Consider the following 21,972-nt stretch of genomic DNA (forward strand, 5'->3'; position numbering starts at 1 on the left):
ACCTCTGTCATCAAGACGAACAGCGCCGATGCATGAACACAAAGTTCACCAGCTCAGCGTGTAGTCCTCATCAAGGCAACTGGCGTAAGTAAACCCCCTCTTCTCCATCCACATCAGAGAGGCGCAATTCGATGCTTTCCGTGCGACGAGTCGGCACTTTGCGACCACAAAAATCTGGTTGAATCGGCACTTCCCTGTGCCCGCGATCCACCATCACCAACAACATCACCCGCTGAGGCCTGCCCCAGGCCTGAAGAGCTTCAAGGGCAGCGCGCACTGTGCGGCCGGTAAAAATCACATCATCCACCAACACAACCTCTCGCCCCTCAACGCTGTTGGGGAGATCGGTGGGTTGGACCATCCGAGTACCAACTCGACCCAGATCATCCCGATGGAAGGTGGGGTCCAAACTTCCCTGATCAATGCTATGGCCAGCAATGGGTTCCAACTCTTTGGCCAAGACACGAGACAGATGCACCCCTCGCGTAGGAATTCCCAGGAACAAAAGCTCCCGACTATCAGAAACAGACTCGAGTACTTGAGAAGCAAGTCGCGAAAGGGTGCGACCGAGCTCCTGCTCTGAGAGGATCTCAACCCGTTCATCACTACCTTTGTCGATCATGGTCGTGACGATTAAGACGTGAGTTTATGCCGATCTTCTCCTGCCTCCAACAACAATCAATGCGTAAAAGCTGACGGAAGTCAGCACAAATGCAGACCAAGACCAAAGGAGGAAGTAACTTCAATCTGGAGAAGTCCTTAATAAGCAATAGCAGCGTGTGAACATGTCCAGCAGCAGTTCCGGAAATTCAAGGCATTTCGGCCGGGTTGCACCTGTAGTGCTGGCGATCCTTGATGGCTGGGGACATCGTGAGGAACTTGAGCACAACTCCATTCGTAGTGCTGAGACTCCAATCATGGATGCCCTATGGCATGCCTACCCCCACACCCTGATCGAAGCCAGTGGTGCCGCTGTCGGGCTGCCAGACAACCAGATGGGCAACTCTGAGGTCGGTCATCTCACCATCGGTGCTGGCCGGGTGATCCGTCAGGAACTCGTTCGCATCAGTGAAACCGTACAAGCCGGAAGACTGGGGCAAACTCCTGCCCTGATGGCCCTAGCCGAACGGCTGCGCAAGTCTGACGGCACACTTCACCTGTTGGGACTCTGCTCCGATGGCGGTGTCCATAGCCATATCAACCATCTCTGCGGTCTTTTGCACTGGGCTGCCGCCGCTGGACTCAACAAAGTGGCAGTGCATCTCATCACCGATGGACGAGACACCCCGACTCAAAGCGCGAGCAAATACCTACACCAACTCGAAGACGCCATCAACGCCAGTGGAGTAGGTGAGTTAGCAAGCCTCTGCGGGCGCTATTGGGCCATGGACCGTGACCACCGCTGGGAGCGCACGATCAGGGCCTATGAGGTACTCACCGACCCAAATCAATCGATCAGCAGAGTCACTGCCGAAGACGTTCTCAGCGCCAGTTATGCCAACGGCACCACCGACGAATTCCTAGAACCCACACGTCTTAGCAATAACTACTTAAAAGACGGGGATGGCCTCGTGATGTTCAACTTCCGTCCTGACCGCGCCAGGCAATTGGTGCAAGCCCTCACTCTTCCAGACTTCGATGGTTTCCCTCGAGCCAATCAGCCCAGCCTCGATGTCGTTACCTTCACCCAGTACGAACACGATCTCCCTGTAGGAGTTGCCTTCCCCGCCGAATCACTCGACGATCTGCTCGGTCAGGTGGTCTCTGAACACGGCCTACGCCAATACCGCACCGCAGAAACAGAGAAGTATCCCCACGTCACATATTTCATGAATGGTGGCATCGAACAGCCACTAGCAGGCGAAGAGCGTCATCTTGTGCCATCCCCCCGCGTGGCCACCTACGACCTAGCGCCAGCGATGTCCGCAGACACGCTGACCGAGAGTTGTGTGAACGCGATTCAGAGTGGTGTGTATTCACTGGTCGTCATCAACTACGCCAATCCAGATATGGTCGGGCACACCGGTGTGATGGGAGCCGCTCAGGAAGCCATCAGCACCGTGGACCGATGCATCGGCCGATTACTGGATTCGACCGGACGAATGGGCGGCACTCTGTTGATCACGGCAGACCATGGCAATGCCGAACTGATGCAAGGTTCAGATGGTCAGGCTTGGACGGCTCACACCACGAACCCCGTACCTGTGATCTTGGTAGAAGGAGAGAAACGCAAGCTGGCTGGCTCCGGCAATGACATCCAGCTGCGTGAAGGCGGTGGCCTTGCTGACATCGCACCCACGCTGCTGCAACTGCTGGATTTACCTAAGCCCGATGCCATGTCAGGCTTATCGTTGATTCAAACCATTGATTCACCAACGCCCTCTGCAAGACTCCCTCAACCCGTTTGAGGCGAACGATCACGAGCTGAGGTCAGAGCATGATCAACACATCCCTAGACTGAGGAAATGATTACCTCTGTTCTCTCCTGGGTCTGGGTCGCTTCTGGCGTTCTCTTGATGTTGTTGGTCCTGTTGCATAGCCCCAAGGGTGGTGGCATGGGAGGGATATCCGCTAGCGGCAGCTCCAGTTTCACAAGCACGAGCAGTGCCGAGGCAACCTTGGACAGGATCACCTGGACATGCCTAGCCATATTCCTCACTCTTGCAGTGATCCTTAGCGCTGGCTGGCTCACTTGAGCTGAGCTTTGATTCCTCCGTAGACTCGCAGGATCATTGCCAAAAGGATTGAACAAACATGTGATGAGCCTCGCCAATCGAGATCGAACTCATCACCATGTTTTTGCATGCCAAACTGCAACTTAACCACTCCTGCATAACTCAGAAGCAAGGCAGCTAGTGGAATACACCTCAAAGCAAAAAAGAAAGTTGAGCATGGCAAAAGGAGGGGAAGCAAGCCTATCCAAACTCACCGCGATTTAGCATAGATATATGTTTATTCAAAAGATTACCTGCCTTGAACAATAATTTAAGGCAAGTAATCGCCATCGATCAGCCACATGCACTTGCCTAAAGCAGCAGTCTTAATGGACGGATTATCTTGAGCACAAGAAGAATCTCATCAATGAGCCAATAAAGTAATTTTAGTGATGATCAAGCAAGCACAGATGGCTCAAATAAAACATCAAGCCATGTTGTACATGATAAGCCCCAAAAACAATAAAGAGAGGATCTCTGATGCACAGCCGAAGAATTACAATACGCTTCTGCGGCTTACAATGAATACAACAACAAAGCGAAGGAATGAAAAATCAAGCATCAAAGCTTCTTGTGCACAAAAGCAAGTCAAAGCTCCTTTGCTAAAATCAAGAGGCTAAAGACTATGCCCAAAATGGGATTCAAGCTATAATCAAAGCGTCGGCAATGGCGACTTGCTCTACTGATTTCTTATCGACAAGACATTTATCGGAAACCCAAAATGGCAAAGGCACCAGAGGAGAAGACGCCAAAAGCGCCAGAAGAAAAGATCACGACCGATACAATCATCTTACTTCTTATCAGGATTACTTTTATTGTTTTTGACTCATTGAAAAAGCTTGTCTCTCTGCTTAATGCTGGGGTAACGAAAGACACACAAACGAATGAAAAGAAAATAGTTCCCGCCAAGGAGTCAAATGATAAGCTAAAAGGATTACTCAAGAAAGAATTAGTCGACCTAGTCATTGCCTATGAGAAAGAAACAGGTATTAACCATCAAAACGTCAAATAATTAGCCAGTCTGCATCCCAGTGAAAGGTTGCCAGCCCATTCAGCTGCATTCTTGCCAACAAGCCAGTGCCCTATAAATATACGTCCCCATAAAAAATCATTTGCCCTGAGAATCAAATGCCTCCCAAAGGAAAAGAACTTGCAGCAATCATAAAAAAGGCTTCTCCTTTATATGATTACTGGAAGTCACAACAAAATGAAGAAGACGAAAAGGCGAGATTATCAAAGGCAAGCTCAAGCAGTCCGGCTTCATATCTATTTAAGGAAGAACCATACAAATGGGAGAACCTCTATCAAAGTATTACCAGGGAGATTGCAAGAGGTGACCGTGACTCAATTAGAGGCCTAAGAATCATACTCGATACGATCAACAGCTCAGAGAAAGAAAAGATGCTGAAAGTATTTAGCGACAACAAAATTATTGGCGGAGAGATGCTGTTGCTGGTCAAACAGGAAGACGCAAGCAAAACATCAACAAAGAAGAATTTATTTAGATTTGCGCGCATACTATTTGCGATCTTCACTAATCCATATGGCATCGAAATGAAGCGCACAAAAGCACACATTTACGAACGCACTGGTGCCGCTATCTATGCATTAAGAAAAGCGATATCATAAAAATTTCTACAGTAAGTTCGGCTTCAAATTTATCTTGCAATGCAAGCATCAAGACATCAATGATCATGCCTCTTAATCAGCACAGCTCTCTCATAGTTGCTTCCAGCGATCGTCCTTGATATCGGCCAAAAAAAAGCACCCAGAAGGGTGCTTTTGATATGTTCTTGATGACATGTGACTTGTGACTTGTGGGACTCCGAAGAGTCCCGGCTTTGATCAGTAGTCGAAGTCACCACCCATGCCGCCACCGCCAGCAGGAGCTGCCTCCTTCTTCTCGGGCAAATCAGCAACGATGCACTCAGTGGTAAGCACCATGCCAGCAATCGAGGCTGCATTCTGCAAACCAGAACGGGTGACTTTGGCAGGGTCAACAATGCCTGCAGCAAGCATGTCGATGTAATCCCCAGTAGCAGCGTTATAGCCGTCACTGATAGGCCTGCTCTTGACGTTCTCGGCCACGACAGCACCATTGGCGCCTGCATTCTCAGCAATGCGCATCAAGGGAGCAGCAAGGGAAGCCTCCACGATATTGGAACCGATCAGCTCCTCACCGCTGAGGTTGCTATTGGCCCACTTCTGCAAATCAGAAGCGAGGTGAGTCAGTGTGGTGCCGCCACCTGGGACGATGCCTTCCTCAACTGCTGCCTTGGTCGCGTTGATGGCGTCTTCAAGACGAAGCTTCTTGTCCTTCATCTCGGTTTCGGTGGCAGCACCCACCTTCACAACAGCAACGCCACCGGCCAGCTTGGCAAGTCGTTCCTGCAGCTTCTCCTTGTCGTAGGTCGAGTCAGTCTCGTCCATCTGCTTTTTGATCTGCTCGCAACGCCCTTTCACCGCCGTCTCATTGCCTTCGGCAACGATGGTTGTGGTGTCCTTATTGATGGTCACACGTCGAGCTGTACCAAGCATTTCCAGCTTGGCATTGTCCAATTTCAGACCGGCGTCTTCGGTGATCAACTGACCATTGGTCAGCACTGCCATGTCTTCGAGCATGGCCTTACGGCGATCACCAAACCCAGGCGCCTTCACGGCAGCCACATTCAGCACACCACGAAGACGATTGACCACCAAGGTTGCGAGAGCTTCCTTCTCAATGTCCTCAGCAATGATCAGCAGGGGCTTGCCAGTGCGGGCAATCTGTTCGAGCACAGGCACCAGATCCTGTACCAAGCCAATCTTCTTATCAGTGAGGAGAATGTAGGGCTCATCCAGCACAGCCTCCATCCGCTCAGTGTCAGTAGCGAAGTAAGGGGAGATGTAGCCCTTATCGAAACGCATCCCCTCGGTGACCTCCAGTTCAGTGGTCATCGACTTGCCCTCTTCAAGAGAGATCACACCTTCCTTGCCAACTTTGTCCATGGCGTCAGCAATCATCTGACCCACTTCCTCGTCGTTGCCGGCAGCAATGGTTCCACACTGAGCAATGGCGTTGCTGTCACTGATCGGCTTGGCGAGCTCCTCAATCTTCGAGACGAGGAAGTCGGAAGCCTTGTCGATCCCCTTTTTCAAGGAGATTGCATTGGCACCAGCCGCCACATTGCGCAAGCCGGCCTTCACCATGGCATGGGCCAAAACAGTGGCTGTGGTCGTGCCATCACCTGCAGCGTCATTGGTCTTCGAAGCTGCCTGACGGATCAGAGCAACACCGGTGTTCTCAATGTGATCTTCAAGCTCAATCTCTTTGGCGATGGTGACGCCATCGTTGATGATTTGGGGTGCACCAAACTTTTTCTCAAGCACCACATTGCGGCCTTTGGGCCCCAGTGTGACGGCCACGGATTCGGCCAGGATGTCAATGCCGCGCTCAAGGGCACGTCGAGCTTGCTCGTTGTAAATAATGCGCTTAGCCATGGGAGGCGTTGTCCTTTAAAAATGATGGATTTGGTCAGTTGAAAGCCGATGTCAGCTGAAAGTCAGAGTCAGCCGCAAAGCTCAGTTGACGACAGCAAGGATGTCCTTCTCGGACAACAGCACGTACTCATCTGTGCTGAGCTTGATGTCTGTACCTGCGTACTTGCTGTAAAGAACCTTGTCTCCAACTCCCACTTCGGGAGCCTGGCGCGAGCCATCGTCATTGCGCTTTCCAGGGCCAACTTGAACCACCTCGCCAACCTGAGGCTTTTCCTTAGCGGTGTCAGGCAAAAGGATGCCGCCCGCAGTTTTCTCCTCTGATTCGGAGACTTTCACAAAAACGCGATCTCCGAGAGGCTTAACGGTGGAGACGCTGAGAGAAACAGCTGCCATGGGTGTATTGAAAGAGCAAGAAAAGGGCGCCAAAGCACCACATAACGGCCTGGAGTAGCACTCGTGGCCATTGAGTGCCAACCCTATGTGTGTTGATGCTGTGCCGACTAGTCGATACCTGTGCGGGTCACCGAACCCTGAGAAGATCTCGCCATGCAGTGGTAATGTTGCGCCGCTCTGTAAGGGAATGCGTTAGACACGCAACCCCTGCAAAACTCTATTTTCTTATGGCCGCTGCAGCTACCGCCACCGCCGGCACCAAGGGCGTTATTCGTCAGGTAATTGGCCCGGTTCTGGATGTGGAATTCCCTGCCGGCAAGCTGCCAAAGATCCTTAATGCCCTTCGCATTGAGGGCAAGAACCCATCCGGTCAGGATGTTGCCATCACTGCCGAAGTGCAGCAACTCCTCGGGGACCATCGAGTGCGTGCGGTCTCCATGAGCAGCACAGATGGTCTGGTTCGTGGAATGGAAGCCCTCGACACTGGTGCTGCAATTTCCGTGCCCGTTGGTGAAGCCACCCTGGGCAGAATCTTCAACGTGCTCGGCGAACCAGTTGATGAGCAGGGTCCTGTTACAACCGATGCAACTGCCCCGATTCACAGGCCATCACCAAAACTCACTGAGCTAGAGACCAAACCAACAGTTTTTGAAACTGGCATCAAGGTGATTGATCTCCTGGCTCCTTACCGTCAAGGCGGCAAGGTTGGCCTCTTCGGTGGCGCCGGTGTGGGCAAGACCGTGCTGATTCAGGAGCTGATCAATAACATCGCCAAAGAGCACGGTGGTGTGTCCGTCTTTGGTGGTGTGGGCGAACGCACTCGTGAAGGAAACGACCTCTACGAGGAATTCAAAGAATCCGGAGTGATCAACTCCGACGACCTGTCGAAGTCGAAAGTCGCTCTTTGCTTCGGGCAGATGAATGAGCCCCCTGGCGCCCGGATGCGCGTTGGTCTTTCAGCACTCACCATGGCTGAGCACTTCCGCGACGTGAACAAGCAAGACGTGCTGCTGTTCATCGACAACATCTTCCGTTTTGTGCAAGCTGGATCAGAAGTCTCTGCTCTATTGGGTCGCATGCCTTCCGCCGTGGGTTACCAGCCCACCCTTGGCACCGACGTTGGTGCACTTCAAGAGCGCATCACATCAACCCTAGAGGGATCGATTACCTCGATCCAGGCCGTCTACGTGCCCGCAGATGACCTCACCGACCCCGCACCAGCCACAACATTTGCCCACTTAGACGCCACAACTGTGCTGGCTCGTGCATTGGCCGCCAAGGGCATTTACCCAGCTGTGGATCCTTTGGATTCCACCAGCACCATGCTTCAGCCATCAGTTGTTGGCGATGAGCATTACCGCACAGCACGAAGCGTGCAGGCCACACTGCAGCGCTACAAGGAACTGCAAGACATCATTGCCATCCTTGGTCTCGACGAACTCTCAGAAGATGATCGCCGCACAGTAGATCGTGCCCGCAAGATTGAGAAGTTCCTTTCCCAGCCCTTCTTTGTCGCCGAGATTTTCACCGGCATGTCCGGCAAGTACGTCAAGCTGGAAGAAACCATCGCCGGCTTCAATATGATCATGTCCGGTGAACTAGACCATCTCCCTGAGCAAGCCTTCTACCTGGTTGGCAACATCGACGAGGTCAAAGCTAAGGCCGAGAAGATGGCTTCAGAAGCAAAGGGTTGAAGCCAAGCGGGGAGTGAGACATCTCCCCGCTAATCACTTTCATCCCCATTCAGTTTCTCCACGTCAAACCCAAGCCTCCGAACCATGTCTCTCACCCTCCGCGTTCTGGCACCTGACCAGAGTGTGTTCGACGGCACTGCTGAAGAGGTGATTCTTCCTAGCACCACAGGCCTGATTGGCATCCTGCCAGGCCACATATCTCTTGTCACGGCCCTGGATATCGGTGTGATGAGGGTTCGAACCAATGGGGCCTGGAACTCCATTGCCCTGATGGGTGGATTCGCCGAAGTTGAAGCAGACGATGTCACAGTGTTGGTGAATGGTGCCGAACTCGGCAAAAGCATTGATGCAACAACGGCTGAAGCAGAGCTGGAACAAGCCAAGGCCAAAGTGAGCCAAATGGAAGGCCAGGAACCCTCAACCGAAAAAATAAAGGCACAACAGAACTTCAATCGCGCCCGAGCACGAGTTCAAGCCACTAAATAAGCAAATCCATAGGCAGCTGCTGAGGACATTGAGTTGACGCTGCAGCTCTTACTCGACAGCGCAGACCCAAGCAAATGGGAAGCATGGCTTCCCACAGGTCTTTTTGCTGGCATCACAACCAACCCAACACTGCTGAGACGAGCCCAACAACCCTGCCAACTTGATCATCTCAAGAGCTTGGCTGCTGCCGCCGAACGACTGGGTTGTTTAGAGCTGCATCTTCAAGCATGGGGAAAGCATGCCATCGAGCTAGCAGAATGCGGCGCTGCCTTGGCCCAATTGACGACTCCAGCTCTCACTGTTCACGTCAAACTGCCGATTACCCAAGCAGGAAGCCAAGCAGCAAGCACCCTGATCACAGCAGAAATCCCCATCACATTCACGGCCTGTTTTGAAGCCCCCCAGGTCTTGATCGCTGCAGCCTTGGGTGCTCAACACATCGCCCCTTACCTCGGACGGATTAACGATCAAGGCCGTGATGGCTACACCGAATTGATAGCAATGCAACGAGCCCTAGAAGGAGTTGGCAGTAGCTGCAAACTCCTGGTGGCTAGTTTGCGCAGTCGTCGTGATCTCAGCCATTTGGCGGCAGCAGGAATCGACACCTTCACGATCAGTGCTGAGCTGGCTGAGGAGCTGTTTGAGGTTAAGGCCACCTTGGATGCTGCTGCTGCGTTTGAGCAAGACGCATGCTCTGGAGCCTGGACTACACGCTCGCCCATGCAGCCTCCGCTTCAGTTTCCCCATTAAAAAACTCCGCCTTAAAGGCGGAGCCGGTCTGCAGAATTCATTCGTTCGGCTGGCTTGATTAAGCCGTACCGCAAAAGGTGACATCTGGGAACTTGAGCTTGGCTTCTTCGAGATTCTTACCCTTGCCCTCTTCCTGCCAGTAGTTGATCACTTCCGTGGCCTTATTGAGCACCTCAACGCGCTCGTTATCGGTGATCCAGCTCTTTCCTTCTAGCTCACCTTTCAGTGTTTCCCATGCATCTTCGCGAGGCCAGAAAAAGTAAGCCGTAAGAGGGCTGGGGCCACCGCCAACGATTTGATCAACAGCCAAAGCAACGTTGTCTGGCAGCCACAGAATCTTCAGCAAGAAACGACCTTCATCGGCCTTTGGGGTATATCCAGAAGGCACACCATCAGCATCGATCGTTGCAGTCGCTAGAGCAGCACTGCCACCACGCATCACAGGACGGCCTTCCTGAGGCTCCTCCTTGGGTTGCGCATGATCCTCAACGACCTCCGTCGTGGCCTGTGGATGTGCCTCAGCCACCGCAGCGGCCGTGCTCGCGACCTCTTGATCAGCGGCAGCGCCTTCGGAAACCGTCATGCTCTCTGCGCTCAAGGAATCTGAACAAACAACTAACCTAACAGTCGCTCAACACTCTCTATCCACTGAACCTGCAAGGCCTGCTGCTGTTTGACATCGACGGCGTAATCCGCGATGTAGCAGCCAGCTACCGCCGTGCCATCCAGGAAACAGTGCACCATTACAACGGCTGGCGTCCCAGCGTCGCTGAGATCGACGCACTCAAAACAGAAGGCATCTGGAATAACGACTGGGACGCCAGCTTGGAGCTCCTCAGACGTGATCAGAAAAGCCGTAACCAAGCCCTAGAGCTACCGAGCCGCGAGCAGCTCATAGAGGTGTTTAGTCGTTTTTATTTTGGCGGTGATCCCAATGGCGACCCCAGCAATTGGCAGGGCTTTATCCGCAATGAGCCACTACTGGTGAATCAAAGGTTCTTTGAGGAGCTGAGTTCGCTCGGCTTCGCCTGGGGGTTTGTTAGCGGTGCTGAGCCTCCTTCTGCCCGCTTTGTATTGGAACAACGCTTGGGGCTCAAGCATCCAGCTTTTATCGCCATGGGCGAAGCACCTGATAAACCAGATCCCACTGGCCTGCTTCAACTAGCCAGCCAACTTGCTGGTAGGAGATTGGGTCAAGGCGTTCCAACAGTCGCCTACCTAGGCGACACGGTGGCCGATGTGCGCACAGTGATCAATGCCCGCCAGCAACAACCCGAGCAGCAATGGATGAGCCTGGCAGTCGCGCCACCCCATTTGCATGGGATCGAGCAACAAGAAGCACGCAACGCCTATGAAGATCGACTGAAGCAAGCCGGCGCCGATCACATTCTGAGCTGTACAACCGATGCGATCGAAACCCTCAAAAACTAGTAAAGATGTCGTCTGGCCAGGTTCGGCCATCTGCTTAATCTCGCGTAGAGCTGCTAAGGAACTTGGTTGAAAGCATGGCTAATGCTTGAGCTCTGACGCCGTCATCAGCCCATGGCCCGAGCAAAACGCTTACTGCCATCTGGCTGCAGTTTTCACATCGCGCTGCGCTGCAATAGCCGGCAGTGCTTGATTGCCAAAACCCTTAAGCGTGATGTGTTGTTGGCGGTACTTAACAAGACCCAGCAGAAGTTTGCTGTGAAGGTTGATGGGCTCTGCCTGATGGCTAACCACCTGCACTTGCTGCTGCGACCTGATGATGCAAGTGAATTGCCGAGGTTGATGGATTGGTTTGCTTGGTACTCAGCCATGGCCTTGAACCGCTTGAGCGGTCGTTGCGGGCACTTCTGGGAGGCCAGGTATTTCTCAACGCCGATCCACCCCAAAGATCACCGGCGAATGCTGAATACCTTGAGGTATATCCATGCCAATCCCAAAGCAGCAGGGGTAAGGAAAGGATTCTTTGACCCCTACTCCAACTATGGCCACTACAGCCGGTTGCAATCAGATGGCATCAGTGAATGGAGCCCTGCCTTTTTAAAGCTCTCGGCAACGCTCAATGGATGCGCCAGGTGGTATGAGCGTTTTTGTAAGCACTATCGCCATAAGGGCAAAGGCGCTCCTAAGTGCCATTGGGGTAGTCGCATGCTTAAACGACTGTTGAGCAGTGCAAGCACTTAAAGCAAGCAGAAGAGGGTTTCTCCAGGTCAACAACGACTGCCATGGGCTTGGGATGTACGCCTCAACCAAATCCCTGAGGATTGGCATCAAGTAGCGGTGAGATTTAGAAAAACAAATGGAATCCGAGATGGTGATCAAACTCTAAAGCTGTGGTGATTAAGTTAGAGAATATAAATAGCTTTAGAGCAGACTAAGTTAAGGTTAGATTTGTTGTGAATACGAAAAACTATTACTGATTAGTACCTGCCAAAGAAGACGTCAAGTCAACTTTCTGCAAGTCAACGTGCCAGGTATCGATGGTTGTTTAAAGCCAATAGTGAGGTGGCTGAAGAGTCAGCAAGCCCACGCTAATGCAGAGGCCTTGCTGGGTAGGCTAGGACGTATCTCAATCCGTTACCTCCAGCCTCGACCTGCACCCTGCTAAGTCGCTCGTGCCTGAACTCAAGTGCAACCCAACCAACACCAGCACCCATCCTGGCCAAATGCCCTGAAGTCGTGCACCCTGACATCCCGATTAGCAGGTGTTGATGACAATGCATCAATAGACGTAGGTTTCTTACTATTTGGTGCACCGTAGCCATTCGAGCCAAAACGATATTTGATGTCTGCAGAAACTCTCCAGTCATAAGAATCGTCATATGAGGCATTGACTCCAGCAACTAAGCCATTAGCAATCTTGCAAGCAAGGCGTCCTCTGAGCCCTACATTGTCAACCTCATCTTCTCCCTTGCACTTATTGTAATCACCTTTTTGATAGTAACTACCAAGGCTAATATTTAGGTTTGGGCTGATCATGTAGCCAGCATCTAGCCCATAGGTTTGCAATGCACCTCCGTTGTAATTCCAGTTCAATTCCTGATTCCTATCACCAACTGGAGTTAATCCGTATGCATTGAGGTTCCATTGATTAGAAACAGCCTCTAAATTAAAGCCAAGTTGTTAATAAAAAGCAGAGCCGTCTTCTACTGAAACTCCAGAGTCGGCACAACCTGTATTCATCGGCCGGCTGTCATAGCCAGCATTGATGCCATACATCCAGCTGCGGTCTCCATTCAGCCAGCGATAACCCAAACGGGTTGATGTGCTGATTGTGGTACCAGTGACAGTTGTATCAACGATACTTGAGTAATTACTGCGGTCAGCGAAGTTGGCATTGGCTAGAGCATCAATAAACCAAACGCTGTTCTCACCAACAGCAATCGGCAGAAAGGCACCAATACCAGCTTGGTTCGGCGTGCCTGCTCCTTGCAGTGCGCCTTGAAAGCCCCAGTTGAACTGCACAGCGTCTTTGAGGTTGATCTCCATCACCCCCAGATCTGCGGCACTGCCTTCTTTCTCTTGAGCAGCAACTGGCTGGATTGGAGTATTGGCTAAGGCAAGAGCAGCAGCACCAGCAAGCGATAGAGGAAGAAGAAGAGAACGCTGCACTGGGATTGAACGATTAAAAGGGCTCTAATTATCTGGCATGTTTTTGCTTGCAGCTATCAGGCCTCTTCAACTGCAGTAATGGATCTCGCCAGAGCAACAGTGATTCCCTTATCGCTTATCGCTGCATGGCTTCAACACTTTTCTCCGCTAACGATGTGAGCACCTCATTCCCCTGCTCACTCACCAGCACATCATCTTCAATACGAATGCCGATCCCCTTCCAACGATCAGCAATCGCAGGTTGCCCGTCTGGCACTGGCAAACGGTCACTGACATACAAACCCGGTTCCACTGTTAACACCATGCCGGGCTCAAGATCCACCGGATGCTCACCAAGGCGATAGGCGCCTACATCATGAACATCAAGGCCAAGCCAATGGCCAGTGCGATGCATATAAAGGTGTCGGTAGGCCCCTTGCTCAATCAGTCCATCAACACTGCCAAGCAATAAACCCAATTCCACAAGTCCTTCAACGAGCACCCGCACCGCAAGATCATGCACGCGATCAGCAGTGCCCCCCGGTCTTACCTCAGCGATCGCTGCCTGCTGCGCGGCTAAAACCAGCTCATAGAGAGCGCGTTGCTCAGCGCTAAAGCGCCCGTTAACAGGGAATGTACGAGTGATATCTCCGTTGTAGTAATCAACGAGCGAACAGCCTGCATCGATCAACACCAGCTCGCCATCAACAAGCGGAGCATTGTTAGCGGTGTAATGCAACACGCAGGCGTTATCGCCACCGGCCACGATCGATCCATAGGCAGGGCCGCGCGCGCCTTGCTCAAGAAAATGCTGCTCGATTACAGCCTGCAGCTGTCGCTCATTCATGCCCGGACGCGCCGTATTCCTAGCCAGCTGATGAGCTTGCGCAGAAATCCGAGCCGTCTCACGCATGCGCTCGATTTCCTCTGCTCCCTTGCGCAACCTCAACTGATGGATGAAAGGGCAAGGGGCCACAAGACCAAGCGCTGATACGCCGCTGCGTGGGGCCTGATCGAGTTGCTTGGCCCAAGCCTCAAGAACCAGCGACTCCACCTTTGGGTGCTTCCCCACCCTGAAGCCAATCGCTTCAGCGCCTTTGAGGTAATCGCCCAACAGCTGAGGTAATTCAGCTATTGAATGAGCTCGATCAGCACCGAACTGCGCCACTGCTCCCTCGACACCCCAACGGAAGCCATTCCATACCTCGGTCGTTGGCTCTTTGGGTTGCACAAACAGCACAAAACGCTCACCTACGGGCCGATAGGGCAAAAGCAAAGCCACCGCATCAGGCTCATCCAGACCCGTGAGATACCAGAAGTCACTGTTTTGACGAAACGGATACTCGCAATCGGCGTGATGCGTCACGAACGAAGCCGCTGGAATCACCGCTGCCACACCTCCCAATTGCGCCATCAAGCAAGCGCGACGCTGATGGAAGATACACAGATCGGTCACGGCAAGAGACACAACAGCATTTGGACGTCAGGATGGCAGCAGAACACCATGCAGGGGGAACCCTCCATGCCATCGTCCGCCATTAGCGGATCACCACCACTAATCCTGATGCCTAAGACGGTCACACTGCTTGGCCATGATCAGGAGTGGCCAAAGCATTTACGACTTGTCGTGATCAACCACGACATCCTTACTCCCCCTCGCCAGGCATGAGCAACGACCTGCTGGTCTTAACGCTATTGGTCGTTGTCGTTATCACCGGTTCTGCCTTGTGCTCAGGTGTGGAGGCAGCACTGCTCACAGTGAATCCTGTGCAAGTGCATGAGCTGGCCGCACGGCCCCAACCAATCGCAGGTGCCAGACGCTTAGCCCAACTCCGTCAACGGCTGGGACGCACTCTCTCTGTACTGGTGATCGCCAACAACGGCTTCAACATTTTCGGCAGCCTGATGCTTGGCGCCTTTGCGGCTTATGTCTTTGAGAAGCACAACATCAGTGATGTGGCCTTGCCGTTGTTTTCGGTAGGTCTCACATTGCTCGTGATCGTGCTGGGCGAGATCCTGCCGAAATCCCTCGGCAGCCGCCTGGCCCTCTCGGTTTCCCTCTCTAGCGCCCCAGTGCTGCACCTGCTGGGGCTGCTGATGCGCCCTGTGGTGGTTTTGCTCGAGCGGTTGTTACCAGCAATTACCGCCGAGAACGAACTGAGCACGAATGAGAATGAAATCAGGCTGCTGGCAAGGCTGGGGTCTCAAAAAGGGCAGATCGAAGCCGATGAAGCTGCCATGATCGCCAAGGTGTTCCAACTCAACGACCTCACAGCCCGCGACCTGATGATCCCCCGGGTGGCAGCTCCCACCCTCGATGCTGCTGCCAACCTTGAAACACTTCGCCCTGAACTGCTCACCCACAACGCCGAGTGGTGGGTCGTGCTTGGCAAAGAAGTCGATAAAGTTCTGGGCGTGGCCAGCCGCGAAAGGCTGCTCACCGCCCTTCTGCAGGGTCAGGGTCACCTCACCCCTGCAGACCTCAGTGAAACGGTGGAATTTGTACCTGAAATGATTCGCGCCGATCGACTACTCACTGGCTTCCGTCGTGACAACAGCGGCGTGAGAGTGGTGGTTGATGAGTTCGGCGGTTTCGTGGGCGTGATCGGTGCCGAAGCGGTCTTGGCCGTACTGGCAGGCTGGTGGAGGAAGTCAAGCTGATGACGCAAGCACCCCCCTCCACACCTGAGCGCTGTCACCTTCTACTCAGCCAGTGGGTCAAACAACTATCGCTGAGTAACCGCGAATACAACCAATTCGCTGGGGAGCTGATCGCACTCAATCGCCAACTCAAGCGATTGGAGCAGCGTCGCTTGCGAATCGCAGTGTTTGGTCGAGTAGGAGTCGGCAAATCAAGCCTGCTCAATGCACTGCTGGGTCAGAACGTCTTTGCCACCGATGTAGCCCATGGCTGCACCCGTCACCAACAAGCGGTGGATTGGTGCCAACCGATTAATAATCTTGATTCTGTAGAGCTGGTCGACACTCCAGGCATCGATGAGATCGCTGCTGCCGGCAGGGCACGGCTAGCGGCGAGGGTAGCTCTGCAGGCCGATCTGGTGCTGCTGGTTCTTGACAGCGACCTCACCAGCGTCGAAGCAGCTGCCCTCAAGACCCTGCTCAAAAGTGGTAGACCGATCGTGCTTGTGCTCAACCGCTGCGATTGCTGGTCGCCTGAGCAGCGCAATGCACTGTTGGCAAGTATTCGCAGCCGCCTGCCCGCTGCAGCTCTCCAACTACAACTCCATGCTGTGGCCGCCGCGCCACGTGAGCCCCAGCTTCGTGCTGATGGCCTTGTGCGTAGCAAGATCTGCCCCCCTCAAGTGGAGCCGCTGCGCAAAGCCCTGATTCAGCTGCTGATGGAGCAGGGTGAGTTGCTGTTGGCTCTCAATGCCTTACGCCAGGCCGACCGTTTTTACCAAGTCCTCAAGCGAGGACGGTTGCAGCGAAGCAAGACTGCAGCCCAAGGCTTAATCGGCCGTTTTGCCGCCATCAAAGCTTCCGGTGTGGCGGCCAATCCTCTATTACTGCTGGATCTAGCCGGAGGTATGGCTTGTGACACTGCTCTGGTCGTCAAGCTTTGCCAGCTCTATGGCCTGCAGATCGGCGGCCCTGCAGCCCGGCAACTACTCGGCCGACTCTCAAGCCACAATGCCCTTCTAGGAGGTGCTCAGTTGGGCATTCAACTGGCGCTCAGCGCAGTGCGTCAGTTGCTGCTGCTGGCAGTTCCCTTCACCGGCGGTTTAAGCCTGGCGCCAGCAGCCCCAGTTGCCCTCGCTCAAGCAGCCCTCGCCGTGCATACAACACGACGCACCGGCCGCCTCGCAGCACGAGAACTACTACTTGGCAGCCAACGACGCGAGGCCCAACCCGCTGCACTGCTAAGGCGCCTGGCTGCCAACGACCCTCAAGTCAGGCGCTGGCTGATCGATTGGCCAGAGCTGGCGGCCAACGAAGCGTGCCAACTTCAAACCCTGCTTCCATGAGCAAGCATCAGGGCACCATCGCCCTGTTTGGCACCAGCGCCGACCCCCCAACCTGCGGCCACCAAGCGGTGTTGGAAGGCTTGGTAGCGATGTTCCCAAAGGTCGCCACCTGGGCTAGCGACAACCCAATGAAACGCCACTGCGCACCATTGGAGAAGCGAAAAGCTCTGTTGGCTACTTTGGTGAAGGCGATCGCTAATCCGCAGCTAGAGCTGATGCAAGAACTCAGCAGTCCATGGGCGATCACGACTCTGAAACTTGCAAACACTCGCTGGCCTAGCAACGAATTGGTGTTTGTGGTTGGCAGTGATCTGGCCGGCCAAATCCCCCACTGGAAAGATGCTCGAGCTGTCTTGCAACTCGCCCGCCTCGCCATTGCTCCTCGTCAAGGTTGGCCACTACAGCTAGAGCAACTCGAAGCCCTGGAATGCTTGGGTGGTCGTATCGAGCTGCTACCAATGCAAATCCCCGCCACCTCAAGTTCTGAGGTACGCAGTCAACCCAAGCCGGCCCAGATCCCTGCAGCATTGTGGCCATTGGTTCTGGAACACAACCTCTACGGCCTCGCCACCAGTCCCTGATGCGCCTTGCTCTAGCCCAGCTCAATCAACTTGTAGGCGATCTGGCTGGCAACGGCGAAAAGATTCTGACTGCCTGCCGTGAGGCTGCTGATCTCGGCGCAGATCTGGTACTCACGCCTGAGCTTTCCCTATGGGGATATCCACCCCGAGATCTGTTGCTTAGCCACAACCATCTCGTTCAACAAAGCGATGTGCTCAACCAGATGGCGAGCATCCTGGCCCGCGAAGCCCCTGATCTGGCAGTGGTCGTGGGCCTAGCTGAGCAAGCCCATGACCCTCAACTGCCCCAGCTCTTCAATGCTCTAGCCCTGATCAAAAGCTCCCAATGGCAGGTGATAGCTCGCAAGCAACTACTACCCACCTATGACGTCTTCGATGAAAAACGCTATTTCCGCCCGGCAGGAACTCCGGCTGTGTTGGAGTTTGAACGCGATGGGCGTCGCTGGCGCCTTGGGCTCACAATCTGCGAAGACCTCTGGGTGGAAGAAGCACTACAGGGCAAGCGCATTGCCGGCCCTGACCCCATCGCAGCGCTGCTGCCACAAAACATCGACCTACTGCTTAATCTCTCAGCTTCGCCATTCAGCCAATCCAAAGAACTTCTGCGCCAGCGCTTGGCCGCTAGGGCTGCGCAGAGACTGAGCGCTCCGGTGATCTATGTGAATCAAGTGGGCGGCAACGACGAGCTGGTCTTTGATGGCGCCAGTTTCGTCGTCGATGAGCATGCTGAGCTTGCCCTGCAATTGCCCAGTTGTCGCGAAGCACTAGCCATCTGGGATGCAACCTCTACAGCCACCCATCTCGACATCCCTACGACCGAACCACTGGAGAAACTATTCCGAGCATTGGTTCTAGGTGTGCGTGACTACGCCGGCAAATGCGGCTTTAAGCGTGCACTGCTTGGCCTCAGCGGTGGCATCGATTCGGCTCTCGTGGCCGTGATCGCTGCAGCGGCCATAGGCGCCGATCAGGTGACATCCCTACTAATGCCCTCACCCTGGAGTTCAGCCGGTTCAATTGATGATGCCCTAGCTCTAGCCAAACGACTAGGGATGGCTACCCATACTGTGTCGATTGCGACCTTGATGACGAATTTTGAGGCTGCCCTCATCCCTCCTCTCGGCAAGCCACCCGAAGGCGTTACTGCAGAGAACCTCCAATCCCGCATCCGAGGCACCTTACTGATGGCATTGGCCAACCAACAAGACCAGCTACTGCTATCCACTGGCAACAAATCTGAACTAGCAGTGGGCTACTGCACCCTCTATGGCGACATGAACGGCGGCCTAGCCGTGATTGGAGATGTCTACAAAACCAACGTCTTTCGCCTCTGTGATTGGCTTGACAGCCCTGCCGCCGAAACATGCCGCAAAGAGGTAGGACTACCAACTAAAGGCGAAGTGATCGGTACGACAATCCGCCAAAAGCCTCCCAGCGCCGAATTGCGCCCGAACCAACGCGATAGCGATTCACTACCCGACTACGCCCTCCTCGACCCTCTGCTTAAAGCTCTGATTGAAGAACGCCTCAGTACGGAGCAACTTGTCAGCAGAGGACATGACCCTGCCCTAATCGAGCGGGTGCAGCAATTACTGCGACGGGCCGAATTCAAACGGCGGCAGGCCCCGCCCTTGTTGAAGGTGAGTTCACAGGCCTTTGGCAGCGGCTGGCGGCTACCGATCGCCGCCGAATAATCACCACAAAACCTGGTCAGGCTGTCCTGATGTCGCCAACCTAAAAGAAGTCATTGGCGTCCATGGACTCCTCTATTCTTTCGGCCCCAATAGCCAGCATCGGGGTACCGACCGAAATCAAAGCCGATGAGCTGAGAGTTGCTCTTACTCCTGACGGGGTGAAAGAACTGGTCACCAAGGGGCTAGAAGTAAGGGTTCAGGCTGGTGCCGGGGCTGGAGCGGGCATTGGTGATGAGGCCTTCGCTGATGCCGGTGCCAAGCTTGTCAACCGCGAGGAGGCCTGGGCAGCCCATCTCGTCGTGAAGGTTAAGGAGCCTCAGGAAGAGGAATTCGGTCTGCTCAGGCAAGACATGGTGCTCTTCACTTACCTACACCTAGCCGCCTACCCGAAGGTGGGTGAAGCCCTGCTCAATGCTGGCACCACCGGCGTGGGTTACGAAACGGTGCAACTAGAAAACGGCAGCCTGCCGCTACTGGCACCAATGAGCGAAATCGCCGGCCGTCTAGCCGCACAAGTGGGCGCCCATTTGCTCGAACGACCTCATGGCGGACGCGGCGTGCTGATCGGAGGCTGCACCGGCGTGCAACCAGCCCGGGTGGTCGTGTTGGGCGCTGGCACCGTGGGCTGGAATGCAGCCAGGCTGGCCGCCGCCATGGATGCCGAAGTGATGCTGCTAGACCGCTCACCTGAACGCTTGCGTAGCCTTGAGGCAAGTCGCCGCGGCAGGCTGATTAGCGTTGTCAACAGCCGTGGCCTGCTGGAGCGACTCATCCCCACGGCAGACCTTTTGATCGGTGCCGTCCTGACGCCCGGAGGTCGGGCACCAACCCTCGTTGATGAAGAGATGGTGAAACAAATGAAGCCCAATTCAGTAATCGTTGATGTAGCGATCGATCAGGGAGGTTGTGTTGCCACCAGCCAGGAGACCACCCACACCAACCCCACCGTGACCATCCACGGCGTCCAGCACTACGCCGTCGGCAACATGCCAGGTGCGGTGCCTTTTACCTCGACTGAAGCCCTGGTGAGCGTGACGCTGCCCTACATCCTTGGCATTGCAGGGCGGGGTCTTGAGGAGGCCGTCACCGAACGTCCCGAACTTCTTTCCGGGCTCAACACAATTGAAGGGTCCGTTTGTCATCCGGGTGTCGCCAAGGCCCTAGGGGTACCACCAAGGCACCCAATGGCATGCTTACGCTAAACAGCCTTCCCCACAGAAACAGCTCTCAAAAACGCTGCTTCGCAACGCTTTTAATCAGCATCACGACCGTGGCGTATCAGAGCTGGATGAGATCTCACTCAACCGATCCAAAGGCCTCTGCAGGGAGTCCTTCGCAATCCCCTCCCTGAGAGCCAATAACAATCCTGCCGCTTCCGCATAACTACGAGCTCTCTGCACTCCGGATGTGATTCCCAGCGCCTCTGGCGTCACCTTCAGCACGCTCGGGTTGGTCACGGTGATCAAAGGGACACCCCGCTCCAAGCATGCCAACACCGCTTCACCGCCAAGAGCACCCTCCGGGGCCACCACGGCACCAAGCTGCTCAGCATGCATCAGCTCTGCTCCTGCCGGCAATGCCTCTTCAGTTGTGAGTGGCACAAGATCCGGTGCGCGACTTAATCCCACCAATACACAGGCCAAAAATGTATAGCCCAACTCCTCACCAGCAGCACGTGGATCCAAAAGTGGATCGCATGGCAGGGGAGACAAAGCCGGCGCATGAGCGCAAGGCAAGCCGAGCTCACGCACCAGCAAATGGCTAATCACCGCCTCGGCACCGGCAAGCGCATCAACACCACTGCCCTGGCGATAGGCCCTCAGAGCCTCGCTTTGAGGATCCTCCGGGAAACGGGCAACCACAGCGATTGCGCTGGCACCGGCATCGCGAAGCTGCTCGCCAGCCCGCAGCAGCGCATCGGGCTGGCCTAATTCACCCCAACTAGCCCCACTACTCCCCTCACGTAAGCGCACCTCCAAGGGAACGGCCGTGGTGACCACTGGCCCGAGATTCAAGCCAAGACTGGCGCGACAACCCTCAGCGACCTGCCATTGCCTCTGCCTCAACTCCGGTTCGATGCCAGCATCCAACAACAGACCAATCCGTTGCTGACGCACAGGTCGCAAACCAAGCTCACCAACCGCAAAACGATCTAAGCTATAGCCCTCGACGTATTGAATGCGCGGGTCGCTCCAATAAAGCGCCGCTCCATTGATCACATTCGGATGGGTGATCAAGCAACCGCTAGCTGCTGCTAACAGCCGAGCACTCGGCAAAGCATCACCGGCATAGCCACCAATCTCACAGCCAATCCCGGTAGGCACCACCAGCAAGGTAGGCAATGGAGGCGGGATCGATACGCTTGCAGAGAGAAGAAAAGAAGGGATCAAAACGTCATCCCCTTACGTCTCAGAACTGACCACAACCGCCTCAATCTTCAACTTGCGAGATTGGTCACCAGTGGATTCCACTGCTGTGATCGCCCATCGCAAGGGCTCGCCATGCGCAGCGAGCTGTTCTCGCAACCAGGGCCGCAACTGATGCAAAGGCAACTGCGCAGACCAGACCAACTCAAGCTGCATCACACACAAATTCAAGCTCACTTCAGATGCTCACCA

At 54.3% G+C, this 21,972-nt stretch carries 22 protein-coding genes and 2 pseudogenes; 15 read left to right on the forward strand and 9 right to left on the reverse strand.

The genetic code is table 11. The features are described from left to right. Positions 1-70: 70 nt before the first annotated feature. Positions 71-622, reverse strand: coding sequence for a bifunctional pyr operon transcriptional regulator/uracil phosphoribosyltransferase PyrR (pyrR, locus tag SIB68_RS06650; RefSeq protein ID WP_011825184.1), 552 nt, complete (start codon positions 620-622; stop codon positions 71-73). 163 nt (positions 623-785) lie between these two features. Here pyrR and gpmI point away from each other — a divergent pair, with 163 nt between their 5' ends. From gpmI to SIB68_RS06670, 4 genes are all read left to right on the forward strand, one after another. Continuing rightward, positions 786-2,408 carry a 2,3-bisphosphoglycerate-independent phosphoglycerate mutase gene (gene gpmI / locus SIB68_RS06655; RefSeq protein ID WP_063399468.1) on the forward strand — a complete coding sequence of 541 codons (1,623 nt, stop codon included), beginning with the start codon at positions 786-788 and terminating at the stop codon, positions 2,406-2,408. Positions 2,409-2,465: 57 nt separating this feature from the next. Further along, positions 2,466-2,696 (forward strand): preprotein translocase subunit SecG, encoded by a 231-nt coding sequence (gene secG, locus SIB68_RS06660; RefSeq protein ID WP_011825182.1) that lies wholly within the window; start codon positions 2,466-2,468, stop codon positions 2,694-2,696. Between the two features lie 739 nt (positions 2,697-3,435). After that, positions 3,436-3,726: a hypothetical protein gene (locus tag SIB68_RS06665; protein ID WP_063399470.1), complete on the forward strand. Its 291-nt coding sequence runs from the start codon at positions 3,436-3,438 to the stop codon at positions 3,724-3,726. A 116-nt stretch (positions 3,727-3,842) separates the two neighbouring features. Continuing rightward, positions 3,843-4,343 carry a hypothetical protein gene (locus SIB68_RS06670; protein ID WP_063399471.1) on the forward strand — a complete coding sequence of 167 codons (501 nt, stop codon included), beginning with the start codon at positions 3,843-3,845 and terminating at the stop codon, positions 4,341-4,343. A gap of 216 nt (positions 4,344-4,559) precedes the next feature. Here SIB68_RS06670 and groL read toward each other — a convergent pair whose 3' ends face one another. Both groL and groES read right to left on the reverse strand, forming a co-directional pair. After that, the gene (gene groL / locus SIB68_RS06675) at positions 4,560-6,194 is read right to left on the reverse strand and encodes a chaperonin GroEL (RefSeq protein WP_011130817.1); all 1,635 of its coding nucleotides are present in this window, start codon (positions 6,192-6,194) and stop codon (positions 4,560-4,562) included. Positions 6,195-6,275: 81 nt separating this feature from the next. Continuing rightward, positions 6,276-6,587, reverse strand: coding sequence for a co-chaperone GroES (gene groES, locus SIB68_RS06680; protein ID WP_011130818.1), 312 nt, complete (start codon positions 6,585-6,587; stop codon positions 6,276-6,278). Between the two features lie 227 nt (positions 6,588-6,814). Between groES and atpD the strand changes: the two genes are divergently transcribed. The 3 genes from atpD to SIB68_RS06695 all read left to right on the forward strand — a co-directional run bounded on the left by atpD (position 6,815) and on the right by SIB68_RS06695 (position 9,517). Then, complete coding sequence (gene atpD / locus SIB68_RS06685; protein WP_011130819.1) at positions 6,815-8,281, forward strand: F0F1 ATP synthase subunit beta; 1,467 nt, start codon at positions 6,815-6,817, stop codon at positions 8,279-8,281. 84 nt (positions 8,282-8,365) lie between these two features. Then, entirely contained in the window at positions 8,366-8,767 is a 402-nt protein-coding gene (gene atpC / locus SIB68_RS06690) for an ATP synthase F1 subunit epsilon (RefSeq protein WP_063399472.1), read from the forward strand. A 33-nt stretch (positions 8,768-8,800) separates the two neighbouring features. After that, the gene (locus SIB68_RS06695; RefSeq protein WP_063399473.1) at positions 8,801-9,517 is read left to right on the forward strand and encodes a transaldolase family protein; all 717 of its coding nucleotides are present in this window, start codon (positions 8,801-8,803) and stop codon (positions 9,515-9,517) included. A gap of 58 nt (positions 9,518-9,575) precedes the next feature. On the opposite strand, the gene SIB68_RS06700 is transcribed toward SIB68_RS06695, so the two are convergent. Both SIB68_RS06700 and SIB68_RS06705 read right to left on the reverse strand, forming a co-directional pair. Beyond that, positions 9,576-10,100 carry a 30S ribosomal protein PSRP-3 gene (locus SIB68_RS06700; protein WP_063399474.1) on the reverse strand — a complete coding sequence of 175 codons (525 nt, stop codon included), beginning with the start codon at positions 10,098-10,100 and terminating at the stop codon, positions 9,576-9,578. 32 nt (positions 10,101-10,132) lie between these two features. Continuing rightward, positions 10,133-10,261, reverse strand: coding sequence for a hypothetical protein (locus tag SIB68_RS06705; protein ID WP_268874299.1), 129 nt, complete (start codon positions 10,259-10,261; stop codon positions 10,133-10,135). Here SIB68_RS06705 and SIB68_RS06710 point away from each other — a divergent pair. Both SIB68_RS06710 and SIB68_RS06715 read left to right on the forward strand, forming a co-directional pair. After that, a complete protein-coding gene (locus SIB68_RS06710) occupies positions 10,208-10,948 on the forward strand; it encodes a TIGR01548 family HAD-type hydrolase (RefSeq protein ID WP_236068851.1) in 741 nt (246 codons plus the stop codon). The two genes, SIB68_RS06705 and SIB68_RS06710, sit on opposite strands and share 54 nt — an antisense overlap. A 111-nt stretch (positions 10,949-11,059) precedes the next feature. Next, positions 11,060-11,842 (forward strand): annotated as a pseudogene (locus tag SIB68_RS06715) (transposase). A 285-nt stretch (positions 11,843-12,127) separates the two neighbouring features. Here the strand turns inward: SIB68_RS06715 and SIB68_RS06720 are convergent. Together SIB68_RS06720 and SIB68_RS06725 are read right to left on the reverse strand one after the other, a co-directional pair. Then, a pseudogene (locus SIB68_RS06720) lies at positions 12,128-13,114 on the reverse strand (carbamoyl-phosphate synthase). A gap of 115 nt (positions 13,115-13,229) precedes the next feature. Then, positions 13,230-14,507 (reverse strand): aminopeptidase P N-terminal domain-containing protein, encoded by a 1,278-nt coding sequence (locus tag SIB68_RS06725; protein WP_063399476.1) that lies wholly within the window; start codon positions 14,505-14,507, stop codon positions 13,230-13,232. A gap of 18 nt (positions 14,508-14,525) precedes the next feature. Between SIB68_RS06725 and SIB68_RS06730 the strand changes: the two genes are divergently transcribed. The 6 genes from SIB68_RS06730 (at position 14,526) to ald (ending at position 20,556) form a co-directional block, all read left to right on the forward strand. Further along, the gene (locus tag SIB68_RS06730; RefSeq protein ID WP_236068829.1) at positions 14,526-14,762 is read left to right on the forward strand and encodes a hypothetical protein; all 237 of its coding nucleotides are present in this window, start codon (positions 14,526-14,528) and stop codon (positions 14,760-14,762) included. Next, complete coding sequence (locus SIB68_RS06735) at positions 14,759-15,754, forward strand: CNNM domain-containing protein (RefSeq protein WP_011130826.1); 996 nt, start codon at positions 14,759-14,761, stop codon at positions 15,752-15,754. The genes SIB68_RS06730 and SIB68_RS06735 overlap by 4 nt, the downstream gene beginning before the upstream one ends. Further along, positions 15,754-17,079, forward strand: a complete 1,326-nt coding sequence (locus SIB68_RS06740) for a GTP-binding protein (protein WP_063399478.1) — start codon at positions 15,754-15,756, stop codon at positions 17,077-17,079. Before SIB68_RS06735 ends, SIB68_RS06740 begins: the two co-directional genes overlap by 1 nt. Next, positions 17,076-17,660 carry a nicotinate-nucleotide adenylyltransferase gene (locus tag SIB68_RS06745; RefSeq protein ID WP_063399479.1) on the forward strand — a complete coding sequence of 195 codons (585 nt, stop codon included), beginning with the start codon at positions 17,076-17,078 and terminating at the stop codon, positions 17,658-17,660. The genes SIB68_RS06740 and SIB68_RS06745 overlap by 4 nt, the downstream gene beginning before the upstream one ends. After that, complete coding sequence (locus SIB68_RS06750; RefSeq protein ID WP_063399480.1) at positions 17,660-19,354, forward strand: NAD+ synthase; 1,695 nt, start codon at positions 17,660-17,662, stop codon at positions 19,352-19,354. Before SIB68_RS06745 ends, SIB68_RS06750 begins: the two co-directional genes overlap by 1 nt. A gap of 62 nt (positions 19,355-19,416) precedes the next feature. Beyond that, on the forward strand, positions 19,417-20,556 hold the full coding sequence (gene ald / locus SIB68_RS06755) for an alanine dehydrogenase (protein WP_063399481.1): 1,140 nt from the start codon (positions 19,417-19,419) through the stop codon (positions 20,554-20,556). Between the two features lie 60 nt (positions 20,557-20,616). Here ald and SIB68_RS06760 read toward each other — a convergent pair whose 3' ends face one another. Next, entirely contained in the window at positions 20,617-21,744 is a 1,128-nt protein-coding gene (locus SIB68_RS06760) for a DUF3326 domain-containing protein (RefSeq protein ID WP_063399482.1), read from the reverse strand. 12 nt (positions 21,745-21,756) lie between these two features. After that, a complete protein-coding gene (locus SIB68_RS06765; protein ID WP_413681808.1) occupies positions 21,757-21,957 on the reverse strand; it encodes a hypothetical protein in 201 nt (66 codons plus the stop codon). Between the last annotated feature and the right edge of the window lie 15 nt (positions 21,958-21,972).

Origin of the sequence: Prochlorococcus sp. MIT 1323, assembly GCF_047304905.1 — a bacterium.
GTDB classification, from domain to species: domain Bacteria; phylum Cyanobacteriota; class Cyanobacteriia; order PCC-6307; family Cyanobiaceae; genus Prochlorococcus; species Prochlorococcus marinus_D.